Here is a 13,301-nt window from a genome sequence, read left to right on the forward strand (position 1 = left end):
TCCCCTCCAGCCATCCGTCATCTTTCGTGCCCTACCCGCTCCTTCCATCGGCTAATTCGGCCGATTACTCACATCCCTCCAGCCATCCGTCTCCCACGTACCTTACTCGCCCCTTCCGCTAGCCAGTCTGATTCTGTGTTACTCTCACCTCCTTGCCATCCGTCCTCTTGCGCACCTTAGTCGCTCCTCCCACTAGCTAACTAAACCTGATTGCTCTCCCCCCCTCCAGCCATCCGCCTCTCGCGCACCTTAGTCGCTCCTCCCACTAGCTAACTAAACCTGATTACTCTCCCCCTCCAACCATCCGCCCTCTCGAGCACCCTACTCGCTCCTCCACCAGCTAACCCGACCTGATTATTCTACCTTCAGCCATCCGTCCTCTCATGCAGCAACCTACTCGTTCCTTCCACCATGCTATTCCAACCCGGTTACTCTTAACTCCAGCCATCCCTCCCCTCGCGCCCCCTACTCACTCCTTCCATCAGCTAGCCCGACCTGATCACTCTCCCCCCCTCCAGTCATCTATCCCCGACGCACCCTACCCGCTACTCCCACCAACTAACCCAACCTGACTACTCTCACTCTCTGATCATCAGACTTGCTCACGCAGTACCCGCTCCTCCACCAGCCAATCTGACTCTGTTTACTCTCACCCCTTTGCCATCCACACCCTGACGCACGCATCCCTCTCCTTCCACCAGCCCTACGCCCTTCCAACTCACCGCCCTCTCCTACCATCCGTATGAGCAGTGTACTCCGGGCTTTGTTAGCCGGTAAGGGAAAAGACAGTGCGCCGTGCGGTGGAGGGAGCGGATGATAACAAAGGAGTGTGCCTAGTCAAAAGAAGGTTTAATGAGAAAGGCAGTAGGGTACTGGATTGGGCTTGGTGATCGGTTGGGTGCTCGGTTCGATGCTCAGTTTGGTGCTCAGTTTGGTACTCGGTTTGGTGATCGGTTGGGTCATCGGTTGGGTACTCGGTTTGGTGATCGGTTGGGTCATCGGTTGGGTACTCGGTTTGGTGATCAGTTTGGTGACCGGTTGGTTGCTGGCGTAAAAGAATTGTACGCCCAGACCATGGTTCGTGGGAGAGAGTCTGGCCAGCTAGCTAAGGACCTCCGTTTCTACGGTCCTACTGCAGCCCCTCTTACCCCTCCTGGCCATCGCCCCCTACCATACCGCCGGCTTGCTCTGCGGATTCAGCTTGTAAGCACGCACCCGCTGGCTGCCTGACGCCGGAAGCAGGAGCCGGTGCCCCACCAGCTGCTGCAGCAGCTCCCGGGCATAGCGTGTGCTGATGCCGAGATACCCGGCGGCCTCGACGGGTGTAATCGGACGGTGCTCCCGGAGGGCGAAGCGGAGGATGTCTTTTTCGCGCAGGGAGAGCACTGCCGGGAATACCTCCTCGCCGTACCACCGGCCCAGGAACTGCTGGACAAGCTGCTGACAGCGGCGCGGCTTCTCCACCACGTCGTCGTAGGCAAAACGCAGCACCTTCCAATCATCGAGCACCAGCTGATTCTGACGGTAGAGCCCGTCCGCGAACTGCCAGCGGCTCGAGTCGCGATGGTGCGGACCATAGCCGTCGATTTCAATGCATACCTTATACGGCGGCCTCATATAGGCATAATCCAAGAACCGGGTTCCATCCCGAAAATCCTGAAGCTCATACTCCGCCTGCAGATAGTCAAAATTCCCGACAGCGGGCCACCAGACGTTCTCCAGGAACCTGCGTTCCGCATGGCCATGCCCCTCCCTGAGCCTTCGGCGCCTCTCCCCCGCCGCGGACTTCCCCTGCTCCCCCATATAAACCGCATACGCCTGTTCCCATGCTTCTGACGGCTCCATTTGTATTCGTCCTCCCCGCAAGCTCATAATCAAAAAACAAAAAGCCGCCCTTCCCCAAGCGGGGATGAGCGGCGTGTGCTTCACAACCATCATCTGTCTCTATCGTTATTTATCATACCGGATGGGAGCCGAATCTTCAATACGTTGGAAGGGTATCCAGATGTTGTTTTTGTAAAGACAGCCCGCTTACAGACCAGCACGGCCTAAAAAATACGCCGCTCCCACCCCATCAGCTTCGCGATCGCCTCCACATAATAATAGTCGCCGTAGATGAGCGACACGTCGACGTTCTGCCCGGCCGGCTTGTGGCCCGTGCCCGAGAGAAGGATCGCCTCGTGCTCCGGCCGGTCCCAGGTGCCGTAGTGCCGGGTGAGCCCGAGCAGAATCCGTTCGGCTCCTCGCCGGTACACGGCCCCTTCGGGACCCGGGAGCGCATCTGCGAGCTCCAGCAGGCCGGAGGCGGCGCATGCGCCGGCCGACGTATCGCGCGGTTCACCGGCAAGGTCGGCGGCTGCACGGAAGTCCCAGTGCGGCACGCCGTCTTCCGGCAGGCAGGCCAGGAAGTAATGAGCCACGCGCCGGGCAGCCTCAAGATACCGCCGGTCGCCCGTATAGCGGTACGTGTTCGCCATCCCGTGCAGCGCCCACGCTGCCCCCCGGCTCCACGAAGAGTCCGGTGCCGCCCCTTGGCCGCCCAGGGAATCGATGACCGCGCCGGTGAATGGATCGAACGACACGATATGGTTCGTAGAGCCGTCCTCGCGGATGAAATGCTCCACCACCGTGTCGGCATGAGCCCGGGCGATCTGTGCGAAGCGGGGGTCCCCGCTCTCTTCGGAAGCCCAGAAGAGCAGGGACAGATTCATGGAGGAATCGACGATCGACCAGCCGATGTTGTCCCCGTTCCAGGCCCTCAGGAAACGCCCAGCAAGGTTAAACCGGCCCGCCAGGAAGTTCGCCGCCTGCAGTCCCCGCCGCAGTCCGTCCGGGTCCCCGGTCAGCTTATACTTGATAACCGCGGTCGGCAGGAACTGGAACCCCACATCATGGTGAAATCTATTGTCCTCGAGGGTGAGACGCTCCATCTTTTCATCCCACGGCCAGGCCGCCTGACGGTATACGGCCTCCCCTGTCATATCGTGCATGATCCACAGGAGCCCCGGCCAAAAGCCCGACGTCCACCAATCGGCCCGCAAGTCGTCGTACACACCGGTTTCCGGTCTCGCCACGTGAGGCGATTTGTCCCCGATCTGATCCACCATGCGGCTGACTTTGGCCTGCAGCGCCGTCCACACTTCCGGAAGGATGTCCCCCAGCTGCCCGGCATCCGCCCAGATCCCCGTTCCACTCTCCCCCTGCAAAGAAGAAGCCCCTCTTCCTGCCGCCCCATCCATCGCACCTGCGCCGCCTGCCATATGCCCACGCTCCCGTTTCTTTTGATTGTGATTGCACCCAGCATACCAAAAAGAACGCCCGCAAAGTGCAGCGCTCTTATGCTAAAATATCGTTATCTTACGATTCAAAGCGGAGGTGTCCATCCTGAAGCTGACGAACTATCTGAACCTGAATACCCATCCCATCAGGCTCAATTTCCGCAAGGAGCGGACGGATGGACTCGTGGACTATTACCATGCCCATCAGGGTCTCGAGCTCCTGTATGTACACGAGGGCGGCGGAATGGCCGTTGTTGAACAACAAATCATTGAGATGTCCCCCGGCCTCATCCTCATCTTCAAGCCGTACCAGCTGCACCGGATTCATGTAACCCCGCAGCCGGCACAGCCTTATATCCGCTCGTTATTCGTCCTGGAGCCGGATGTGCTGGAGCAGGCCTTGACACCATTTAGCGGACTTCAGACGTTCCTGCGGATGCTGTGGAAGGATCCCCTAGCCCCCCCTGCATTCCAAAGCGAAGATCCGGCGGCCGGTGAACTGCTGCTGGGCCTGCATGAACGCCGGTTTGAATCGCGTCCGGCTTCCCCTGTCCAGCTGGAGGAGCAGCTGCTTTTCCTTACCGCCTTCACGGACTATATCCGGTCAAGCTGCATTCCGGTGGCCGCCGCCCCTGCCGACCGGCCGGCCCCCAGCGGCTCCGCCGCAGCGGAAAAGATGATGGCCTGGGTGGAGTCCCACTATGCCCATCCCTTCGAGCTCGCGGAGCTGGCCCGAGCCGTGCACCTGTCGCCGAACCATGCCTCCGCCGTGTTCCGCAAGTACGTGGGGAGCTCCCTCACGGAGTACCTTACGGCCAGGCGGATTCGGCAGGCCTGCTGGCTGCTGCGTACGACCGGACTTCCCGTGCAGGAGATCGGCAGGGAGGTGGGGCTGGGAAGCTTTTCGTACTTCTGCCAGCTGTTCAAAAAACACGTCGGACAGTCCCCCCACCGGTTCCGAAAAGAAGGTTAATCAGGCGATGCGGCTGAGGGGGCTTCCGGGCGGCGTCCCCTCGCGTTCCTGCGGTATTGGGTCGGGGAGAGGGCGGTTTGCTTTTTGAACAGCCTTGAGAAATAAGCCAGCTCCAGTCCAATGGCCTCCGCCACCTCCGTCACCGGAACCTCCGTGTCCCGCAGCAGCTCCTTCGCCTTGTCCATGCGCTTGCGTGTAATGTAGGCGATCGGGGAGAGACCCATCATGGTCTTGAAGTACGGCATGAAGTAATTCGGGTGAAAATGCATCTGCCGCGCCAGCTCCTCCACCGTAATCCCCTCGCTCAAGTGCGTGTCGATGTAATGCAGTACGGCTGTAATCTTGCCTTCGGCTGCGGACGGGGCCAGCGCTATGGCTTGTTCCTCCTGTTGAAGAAGTGCCTCTTCCATGTAGTAGGAGACCACTTCCAGCAGTGCAGCCTTAATGCGCAGGGGCGCCGTCAGGGCATGGCTGCGGTACAGCGATTCCAGCGTTTGGAACTGCCCCTCGAGCCAAGCCTCATCCTTCACCCGGATGCTGAAGGGGAGGTCCAGGATTTGGAACAGATGCACATCCCCCACCTTCGCGCCAAAATGGCACCAATACTTCCCGAAGCGATCCTCCTCGCCGCACAGGCCGAGCTCGAGCTTCGCCCCCGCCGGCAGGAGCAGCAGCTCCCCGGGCTTTGGGTGGTACAAGCGTCCCCGCAGCCGGATCCACCCGCTTCCCTCCCGGATGAAGTAGAACCGATTCTCTTCCGGATTCTCGAAGCGGTAGCGCCAGTTCGTGCCGACCTTCGTGTAGTGCACCGTATCAAGCGTCATCTGCGCATTGTCCAGATAACTCCTCATGATCTGCAGCTGCCCCTGCTCCATCTCTCCGTCCCCCCGCGTTGTTGGCGTACCCTCTCAGCCGGTCCCACACGATTGTTGTTTTTCCATAGGTACATCATACCGCGGATCACTGATGCTGCCCATACGGCGGAAGGGAAAAGGCCCCGGAGAGATGAGGCCCAAGAGGCGCGGGTAGAAAAAAGCCAACCCGGTGCAGGCACAACGACGTGCCGCATGGGGTTGGCCTATGGCGCGCAGCGGGATCCGGCTGCACAGCGCGGCGCCCGACGGCTGCCCGCCGGTCACCGTCGCCGCGAACCGCCCGGCCTCGCCCGCAGGCCCGCTGCTCCCCGGCGCGCTCTCTGCCTTCGTGCGGCTCACTTCGCGCCGTCCAGCACCGCCTGCAGCTGCGCCTCCAGCTGCCGCAGCGCGGCGCCCGACGGCTGCCGGCCGGTCACCGCTGCGGCGAACCGCTCGGCCGCCAGCAGCGGCAGCGCCTCGCTCAGCCTCGCCGGCAGGCCTGCGGCGGCCTGTGCCTGCGGCGGCGGCTGCAGCCGGTAGAACGCTTCGGCATGCTTGCCCTGCAGCAGCCGCAGCGTCAGGCCCGGCAGCCGCGAGGGCAAGTACTGCTCGCCCGCTGCCGCGGCGCGCCGCTTCGCCGCCTCTTCGCCGGCGATATACTTCACCAGCGCCAGGGCGGCGTCCGGCTGCGGGGATTCCGCCGAAGCCGCATATACCAAGCGCAGGCGGAAGGTCGTCGACTCGCTCATCCTCCCGGAAGCAACCGCCGGCTCCGTAACGACGTTCCAGTCGACCGCCGTGCCGTCCGGCTTCGTACGGGCCGCCTCATCCAGGCGCCGGGCCCAATCATAAGGCCCTAGCGCCATAGCCGCCCGGCCCTGCAGGAACAGCCAGAGAGCCGACGGCTCCTCAGACGGAAATTCACCCTCGCCCGAAGAGAGGGCTGCTCCGTCCACAGGGCCTGTCCCGCCTTCCCCGGCGGCGGACGATCCGTCCGCCGCCAAAGCTTCCTCTGCCTTGACCACTTGAGCGGCGCCGCCCATCGGCACCGCCTTCTTCCCTCCGTCAGCCGCCGATGCTTCCGCTGTCTTGGCCGCTTGAGATGCACCGCCCATCGGCACCGCCCTTTTCCCTCCGTCAGCCGCCAATGCAGCTGCCCCCGGCAGATAGACCGCTCCGCTGCGCGCCGCCGACACGGCCTGCTCCCACAGCTTTTCCCAGCCGCCCGACCGCAGGCTGACCCGGCCCTCCTTATCCAGCATCCCCAAGCTTCCGGATGCCGCCGACCGCACCAGCCCCTCCAGCAGCAAGAGCCCTCCATCCGCCGCCAGGCCATACGTACGCTCTTCCGCTGTCCCGCGCGCTTTGGCAAACCGGGACGCCGTCTCGAGCAGCGTCCCCCAGGTCATCCCGTCGCGGGGAAGGGGGATGCCATACTGCTCGAACAGCGAAGAATTATAGTAGAGCGCCAGCTGCTCATACTCCGGCGCGATGCCGTACAGACCGCCGCCGCCAAGGCTTCGGAGCGTGGCGGTCACGCCGGGGTGCATCCGCCCGCGCTCCCAGCCCTCATCCCGCGATAGCAGCTCCAGCGTCTGCAGCCGCCCCTCGGCAGCCAGCTCGGCGAAAGTGCGGTCGGCCTCCAGCTCCAGCACGTCGGGCCGCTGGTCCGCGAACCAGTCCCCCCATGCCTGCCCGGCGGCGGTTCTGTTCAGACCCTGCCGCTTCGGCGGGATTACCTGCAGCTCCGCGTTGGGGTACTTCTGCTCGAACCCCTCTCCGTAAGCGGCCATGAAGTCCGCCGCCGAATCCGCGGCAACCCGCAGCGTGAAGGGCTTCCCTCCGTTCAGGGAGCTCCCGTCCGTCTGTACCATACCGCCCAGGCGGCCGGCCCAGCCCGCCAGCTGCTCCGCCTGCCCGACTCCGATCGCCAGCAGCAGGCCGCAGGCAAGCACCGGGCTCCAGCGGATCAGCCGGCGCCGGACGGGAGGCCGGCCAGAAGCGACACGCTGCATTACCCGGCCCTCCAGCTCCCGGGAGTAGCCCCCTTCCTTCAGAGGCGGCCGGCTTCCCAGCCGCTGCTCCCAGGTGGGCCTATCCATTTTGCGATTCATGCTGCTCCCTCCCTTCCCTCTCCAGCTCCTTGGATACTTTGGCACGGGCCCGCGAGAGCCTCGATTTGACGGTGCCCTGGGAGAGATCGAGCAGCGCCGCAATCTCCGCATAGGACAGGCCGTGATGAGCATGCAGCAGAAGCACCTCCCGCAGCTTGCGGGGAAGCGCCAGCACGACGGCCCAGACCTCTTCAGTCACCAGCTGCGAGACCGCAAGGGATTCCGCCGACGGTCCATGCTCTTCGCGCCTCGGCGACCCGAAGGGAATCACCCGGCGGAACCACGCCGAACGCCAGTGGTCCCGGACCAGATTGCGGGTGATCGCGAGCAGCCATGTGCGCACGCTGGATTCCCCGCGGAAGCTGTACATCTTTTCATATACCTTCACGAACACATCCTGGGTAATATCGTCGGACAACGCATGATCGCGGGTCAGGAAGAACGCGTAATTCCACACATCTTCCCCGTAAGCCCCCATCAGCTCCGACAGCACGCAGCTCCGGTCCATTCCGCCGGAGAGCGATTTCAGGTATTCGAACGCCACCCGGCTCACCTCTCTGCTTATTGGACGGGAGCCGGGCTCCTAAAGTTCCCTTGGACCACGGATAAGTGCTCTTTTACCGCCCGCTTGCAGTCTCCCCCAGGGCACCTTCCCCGCTTCCCGAGGCTTGTTTCACCCCCTGACCCCCCGGGTAAAAAGAGACAAGCAAGCGCTGAACAAGCGAAAAAGGGATCTTAGAGAAAAGGAGCGTGAGTGACAATGAGTTGGATTATCATGATCATCATGGCTATCATCATCGGTGTGATCGGCTCTGCGATCGCGCCGGGCCGGATGCCGGGCGGTATTCTCGGTTCCATGATTGCCGGTTTCGTCGGCGCCTGGATCGGCGGTATGCTGCTCGGCAGCTGGGGCCCTCAGCTCGGCGGTTTCTCGGTTGTACCGGCCATCATCGGTGCCGCGCTGTTCGTCCTGATTCTCAGCCTGCTGTCCCGCGGTATGAACCGCGCAGCATAAGCACGGTCCCAAGGACAACCTGACGCCTTATATCCATATTCCATTTCGAAGGAGTGATCGTCATGAGTACAGTGAACACGACGGAAAGCAGAAGCAGCTCCCTGCTGCTGGGTACGGTGGTTGGCGCGGCTACAGGAGCCCTGGTGGCCCTGCTGATGGCGCCTAAGACGGGCCGCGAGCTCCGCAGCGACCTCATGGACGTAGTGAACACGATCCAGACCAAGGGCGCTGAGTATATGGCGATGGCCAAGGAGAAAGCAGCCGACACCGCATCCATGGTGAAGGAAAAAGCCTCCGATACGGCTACGCTGGTGAAGGAACGCGGCTCCGAGCTGATCGAGAAGGCTCAGCAGACCACAAGCTCCGCGGCCGAAGCTTCCCATGAAGCGATCGACCAGGCGGCCAGTGTGTCCGAGCAGAAGCTCAATCAGGCGGCCGACTCGGCGCATAAGGCGCTCGAGTCCGCTTCTTCCGCGGCACAGAGCTCGCTCGATAAGGCGGAGGACAAGGCAGAGGACTCCGCATCCAAATTCTCGACGACCCGCTTCTAAGAAGAAGCAGCGATCCCACGGCAAGAGGCCCGGGTTCTCCACTGGAGAATCCGGGCCTCTTCTTATTGGGCTGAGAAGTTAGAGTTGTTGATGGTTCGTGCGGCGAATATTCAATGGGCGGAATAAACTCTTTTCCCTCGGCTGTCCTGCTGTTGTCCGCCTCTAAGGCTGCTGTTCCCGCCGGTCCTTCCCGAGATAGCGGAGGAGCCGTTCCCTGTCCTTCTCCATAAGGTTGTACGCCTGGCTCTCAATGAACCGCAGACCGCTCCCTGCATGAGTCCCATTCTCCAGAATGTCGGTGACGGACTCTGTCCACAGCTCCTCGAGCCTGCGGTCGAACGGGGATGGGGTCTGGCGTTCGACGAGCATCATCCCGTTCGCAGACAGCTCATCGAAGGCGTTCCTATCGAGGAAGCCGCTCACCGGCCTAGGCGCGCCAAGCTGGGTCATCGTGCGGGCGAACTCCCACGCCGTCTCCTTGTTCTGCGAGCGGGAGACGATTGCCAGCGACGAACCGCCGTTCCAGCCGTAGAGATTCATCGGCAGCCGCGTCACGCCCCACAGCCCCTTGGTCTCCGGTGCCCAGCGCTCCAGCGCCTCCACTCCCCAGCGGCCTAAGTAGACCATCGCCAGCCGGCCGCTGCGCAGCGCTTCCTGTCCCGGCTCCGTCTGCACGGAGCTGCGCAGGGCCAAATCCTCGCGGTGTACGGTTTTGGCCGTCTCCAGCGCCTGCTGGTACACCGGCTTATTCCGTGCGAAGCTGAGGTCCTCCGTTAAGTAATTCCCCTGCATGGCAGCGACTTCGACAGGCTCGGATTCCCATTGAAAAATATACCGGTCCTGCTCCTTCATCCGCCGTGCGAGCTCGAGCCAATGTTCCGGATTCTCGAGATACACGCCGAGCTCTTTCGGATCGCCGGGCAGCCCGAGGCTTTCGATCAGGTCACGCCGGTAGAAGGTCGCTGCCGTCGGAAGCTCAATCGGAAGGGAGATCATCCGTTCCCGGTCGAATGAGGAATAGAGCTTCCACAAGTTCCCGGGAATCGCCGCTTTGTAGGCCTGCCCTCCGTAAGGGGCCATCTGCAGGTCCTCCAGCCCGTCGATCGCGTTGAAGGAGCCGATATCCTTGTTATCGAGCAGCAGAATATCGGGCGGGCTGCTCCCCGACAGGCCGTCGAGGTAAGTCTCCACGTAGCTGCCGCTCGGAAAGGTGGCCACATTCACCTGGACATCCGGATGCTCGGTCCGAAAGCGTTCCACGTCGTTCGAGATATTATAGTAGGTCCAGATGGTCAGCTGTGTGGTTGTCGCGTTCCTGTAGGCCCGCTCCAGCGGAACGGCCTCAGGCAGCAGGACGGACGCGTTCTGGACCCTTCCACTGCAGGCCCCGGCCAGCAGCGTGATCAGTGAAAGGGCAGTCAGAGCGGCTCTCCCCTTCGCGGTTGTCATAAGTCTCCCCTCCTTTCTGAGCTTTCCTCATCCGGTAAACCTGCCGCGGAATTTCCTTTCAGCAGGTTCTCCAGTTCCGCTAACGGCAGCGGCTTGCTGTAATAATAGCCTTGAATCTCATCGCAGCCGAAGCTGCGCAGGCTCCTAAGCTCCCCTTCCGTCTCGACGCCTTCCCCGACCACCTTGAGCTTCAGGCTGTGGGCCATGGTGATCAGCGCTTCTACGATCGAGGCATTGCTCGTGTCCTGATCCAGATGCCGGACGAAAGACCGGTCGATCTTCAGGGTGTCCGGCATGATCCGCTTCATCTGCGCGAAGGAGGAGTAGCCGGTGCCGAAGTCGTCGATCGCCAGGCGGATGCCCATCTCCTTGAACTGCTGCAGCGCAGCCTCCGCCTTGTCCTGGTGGCGGATGAAGAACTCCTCCGTGATCTCCAGCTCCAGCAGTTCAGGGGGCATCCCCGTCTCCTGCAGGATCGTACGGACGCGCTCCACGAGGTCCGGCTGGTCAAGCTGACGCGGTGACAGATTGACAGCGGTCAGCAGGCCGGGGGCATACTCCTGCAGGCGTCTGCCCTGCAGGCAGGCTTCCCGCAGCACCCACTCCCCGATGCCGCGGATCTCCCCGGTCTGCTCGGCCAGCGGGATGAACCGGACGGGCGGAATATAGCCCTCCACCGGATGCTTCCAGCGGATCAGCGCCTCCATGCCGGTAATCCTGCCGCTCGTGCCGCCGTATTGCGGCTGATAGAAGAGCTCGAACTCGCCTGCGGCCAGTGCCCGGTGCAGCGCCTGCTCGAGCTGAAGCCGTTCCGCGGCGCTCTCGCTCGTCGTCTCGGAATAGAAGGCATACTGCCCGCCCCCGCGCTCCTTCGCTTCATACATCGCGTCGTCCGCATTCTTGAGCAGCGCTTCCGTATCCTCCGCGTCGCCGGGGTAGATCGAGATGCCGACGGAACAGCGCACGAAGATCTCCTGCCCCTGCAGCACGACAGGCTCGGAGAGAGCGGCCAGGATCGCTTCGGCCGTCTCCACCACTTCTTCCTGCTGCCGGCAGGAAGCCAGCACGACGAATTCATCTCCGCCGAACCGGAAGACAGGAGCATACCGTACCCCTCCGGAAAGCTTTTGGGCAACGTCTATCAGAAGCTCGTCCCCCGCCGAATGCCCGAAGGTGTCGTTGATCTGCTTGAACCGGTCGAGATCCAGGAACAGAACGGCCGCGAACAGCCCCGGCTCCGCCGGCTGCTCCATCCATTCGGTCAAATACTTGTTGAAGTGCAGGCGGTTCGGCAGCCCGGTCAGCATATCGTAGTAAGCCAGCTGCTCCAGGCGCCTCTCCGACTCCTGCAGCTGGACGGTCTGAGACTGCAGACGGCTGTTCATCCGGACCGTCTCCAGGAACATCTTGAGCAGCTCCCCCGACATCGCGCGGAAATTCGTCGTGAGCCGGTGGAACTCCGTCACCCTCGACTCCGGCCAGTGGATCTCCGCCTCCTGGCGCAGCTTCTGCGGCAGATCGGCCGTTGCCTGTCCCAGCAGCTGGAGCACCCTCGTCAGGCGGCGGGAGATCAGCAGCGTTGCCATGACGGCAATGAAAATGAAGAGAAGCACAAGGCTGTAATTCAGCGTATGGACCGGCTGAAGCTCCGTCAGGAAGACGCTCACCGGCACTTCGAGCAGCAGCAGATACGGCAGGCCGTTCAGCGTTTTGCTGTAATAGAAGCTCGACTCCTCCCAGGCGGCCATCTCATACATCCGCGTTCCCGGGGCAGGCTTGCCCAGATAGAGCCCCTCGATCTCCAGAGGATACATCTGGAGCCTGGCGGGCCATGCCCAGGTGTTCTGGACCCGTCCGGCCACGTTCGAGGCCACAACGGTGTTCCGGGTATCCAGGATATAGCTGCGGACGCCTGCCTTATCCCCCATCTGAACCAGCACCTCGTTCAGCCGACTGAGCTCCACCAAAGAATGCAGCCTCAGGCCCCGCAGCTCTTCCCCGGTCCATGTCCTCAGCTCCTGGTCCAGTTGGACGGCCAACCCTTCGGTCAGTGTACCCGCTCTCTCAATCATGGAATTGTTCTGGTACCAGCTGACGATGATCATGAAGAGGACGAAGGGAACCATAAGGGCCACCATGACGATATGGAAGAGGATCTGCTGCAGCGAGATGCCGCTCTCCGCTTCAGGGAGCCGCTGCCCCGCCATGCGCCGAAGAGGCAGATAAGCCATCGCAATATCGGCGATCAGGGCGTTGAATGTGCCATTCACAACCGACTTGAACAGGAGCAGCAGCATATCTGCTCCCAGCCGGCCCGTATCGGCATAATAAGCCCCCGCCGTAATGACCCAGCCGACCGTACTCCAGTAGAGAAGGTCCGCGATCAACAAATGCTGCGTCCTCCGGCGCATCATCCAACCTACGAAGACCACTTCGAGCACCGTAAACAGAAACGCCGGGGCAAACCCGACGAAGTTCATCCCGGCGGCCAAGGTCAGAACGGAGATAAAGACAGCCGGAAGAAGCCCGAAGAGGCGCAGGGCGATCATGATAAATACGCCGGCAAACGTAAGATGAAGCCCGAAAATCATGGGAACGCTTTGGATTACGGAGGCCGTCGCCAAAACAAACAGTGCAGCTCCCATGAGGAAAGGCAGGGACCGCTGGTGCCGGATCCGGCGAAAGAATGCCATAAGAATCTGTCCTATCCTGTCTCTGAAGATCGAACGGCAAAGCCGCCCGTGCTGCTTTTAGGAAAATCAGGTTCACGTTCTTGTATTCCCATCCTTATTATCGGATGCACAGGCCTGACTTTGTAGTTTTGAAGGCATCCGAGCTGAACGCCCGCTCTCCACTGGTGCCCCCTATAAATATGAGAATATTCTGTAAATTTAGGACTGAATTACCTTGGTCTTCCATGGGGAGCATAGTACAATAGAAGTAAGGGACCCAGGCATCTCTTCCGTTTCTGCACCTTCATGGTACGAGCCGTCTGAACGGTTGCAGAGCCGGCCCAAGATCCTGGCTTTACTCTACCTAGTATGTACCATTTCGTTATTGGCAAATG

General features: G+C 61.7%; 11 protein-coding genes. 4 read left to right on the forward strand and 7 right to left on the reverse strand.

Going from position 1 to position 13,301, the window contains the following annotated elements; genetic code table 11:
• Window positions 1–886: 886 nt before the first annotated feature.
• Complete coding sequence (locus ACP26L_RS32585) at window positions 887–1,054, forward strand: hypothetical protein (RefSeq protein ID WP_426449755.1); 168 nt, start codon at window positions 887–889, stop codon at window positions 1,052–1,054.
• 113 nt (window positions 1,055–1,167) lie between these two features.
• Here the strand turns inward: ACP26L_RS32585 and ACP26L_RS32590 are convergent, their stop codons facing one another.
• Both ACP26L_RS32590 and ACP26L_RS32595 read right to left on the reverse strand, forming a co-directional pair.
• Window positions 1,168–1,845, reverse strand: coding sequence for a DNA-binding response regulator (locus ACP26L_RS32590; protein ID WP_426449756.1), 678 nt, complete (start codon window positions 1,843–1,845; stop codon window positions 1,168–1,170).
• Window positions 1,846–2,048: 203 nt separating this feature from the next.
• Window positions 2,049–3,260, reverse strand: a complete 1,212-nt coding sequence (locus ACP26L_RS32595; protein WP_426449757.1) for a glycoside hydrolase family 88 protein — start codon at window positions 3,258–3,260, stop codon at window positions 2,049–2,051.
• Window positions 3,261–3,375: 115 nt separating this feature from the next.
• On the opposite strand from ACP26L_RS32595, the gene ACP26L_RS32600 reads away from it, so the two are divergent.
• Complete coding sequence (locus ACP26L_RS32600; protein WP_426449758.1) at window positions 3,376–4,251, forward strand: helix-turn-helix domain-containing protein; 876 nt, start codon at window positions 3,376–3,378, stop codon at window positions 4,249–4,251.
• On the opposite strand, the gene ACP26L_RS32605 is transcribed toward ACP26L_RS32600, so the two are convergent.
• The 3 genes from ACP26L_RS32605 to ACP26L_RS32615 form a co-directional block, all read right to left on the reverse strand.
• Window positions 4,248–5,126 carry a helix-turn-helix domain-containing protein gene (locus ACP26L_RS32605; RefSeq protein ID WP_426449759.1) on the reverse strand — a complete coding sequence of 293 codons (879 nt, stop codon included), beginning with the start codon at window positions 5,124–5,126 and terminating at the stop codon, window positions 4,248–4,250. The two genes, ACP26L_RS32600 and ACP26L_RS32605, sit on opposite strands and share 4 nt — an antisense overlap.
• Before the next feature lie 335 nt (window positions 5,127–5,461).
• The gene (locus ACP26L_RS32610; RefSeq protein WP_426449760.1) at window positions 5,462–7,219 is read right to left on the reverse strand and encodes an extracellular solute-binding protein; all 1,758 of its coding nucleotides are present in this window, start codon (window positions 7,217–7,219) and stop codon (window positions 5,462–5,464) included.
• A complete protein-coding gene (locus ACP26L_RS32615) occupies window positions 7,200–7,763 on the reverse strand; it encodes an RNA polymerase sigma factor (protein WP_426455191.1) in 564 nt (187 codons plus the stop codon). Before ACP26L_RS32615 ends, ACP26L_RS32610 begins: the two co-directional genes overlap by 20 nt.
• Window positions 7,764–7,979: 216 nt before the next feature.
• On the opposite strand from ACP26L_RS32615, the gene ACP26L_RS32620 reads away from it, so the two are divergent.
• The gene (locus ACP26L_RS32620; protein ID WP_426449761.1) at window positions 7,980–8,234 is read left to right on the forward strand and encodes a GlsB/YeaQ/YmgE family stress response membrane protein; all 255 of its coding nucleotides are present in this window, start codon (window positions 7,980–7,982) and stop codon (window positions 8,232–8,234) included.
• A 62-nt stretch (window positions 8,235–8,296) separates the two neighbouring features.
• Entirely contained in the window at window positions 8,297–8,785 is a 489-nt protein-coding gene (locus ACP26L_RS32625) for a YtxH domain-containing protein (protein ID WP_426449762.1), read from the forward strand.
• Between the two features lie 162 nt (window positions 8,786–8,947).
• Here the strand turns inward: ACP26L_RS32625 and ACP26L_RS32630 are convergent, their stop codons facing one another.
• Both ACP26L_RS32630 and ACP26L_RS32635 read right to left on the reverse strand, forming a co-directional pair.
• Window positions 8,948–10,234: an ABC transporter substrate-binding protein gene (locus tag ACP26L_RS32630; protein WP_426449763.1), complete on the reverse strand. Its 1,287-nt coding sequence runs from the start codon at window positions 10,232–10,234 to the stop codon at window positions 8,948–8,950.
• On the reverse strand, window positions 10,231–12,825 hold the full coding sequence (locus ACP26L_RS32635; protein WP_426449764.1) for a putative bifunctional diguanylate cyclase/phosphodiesterase: 2,595 nt from the start codon (window positions 12,823–12,825) through the stop codon (window positions 10,231–10,233). Before ACP26L_RS32635 ends, ACP26L_RS32630 begins: the two co-directional genes overlap by 4 nt.
• Window positions 12,826–13,301: the final 476 nt, after the last annotated feature.

It is taken from the genome of Paenibacillus sp. S-38, assembly GCF_049942825.1.
Lineage (GTDB): Bacteria > Bacillota > Bacilli > Paenibacillales > NBRC-103111 > Paenibacillus_G.

Coding starts and splice junctions, on each gene's coding strand:
- ACP26L_RS32590 (WP_426449756.1), bottom strand. CDS start 1,845: ATGGAGCCGTCAGAAGCATGGGAACAGGCGTATGCGGTTTATATGGGG.
- ACP26L_RS32595 (WP_426449757.1), bottom strand. CDS start 3,260: ATGGCAGGCGGCGCAGGTGCGATGGATGGGGCGGCAGGAAGAGGGGCT.
- ACP26L_RS32605 (WP_426449759.1), bottom strand. CDS start 5,126: ATGGAGCAGGGGCAGCTGCAGATCATGAGGAGTTATCTGGACAATGCG.
- ACP26L_RS32610 (WP_426449760.1), bottom strand. CDS start 7,219: ATGAATCGCAAAATGGATAGGCCCACCTGGGAGCAGCGGCTGGGAAGC.
- ACP26L_RS32620 (WP_426449761.1), top strand. CDS start 7,980: ATGAGTTGGATTATCATGATCATCATGGCTATCATCATCGGTGTGATC.
- ACP26L_RS32625 (WP_426449762.1), top strand. CDS start 8,297: ATGAGTACAGTGAACACGACGGAAAGCAGAAGCAGCTCCCTGCTGCTG.
- ACP26L_RS32630 (WP_426449763.1), bottom strand. CDS start 10,234: ATGACAACCGCGAAGGGGAGAGCCGCTCTGACTGCCCTTTCACTGATC.
- ACP26L_RS32635 (WP_426449764.1), bottom strand. CDS start 12,825: ATGATTTTCGGGCTTCATCTTACGTTTGCCGGCGTATTTATCATGATC.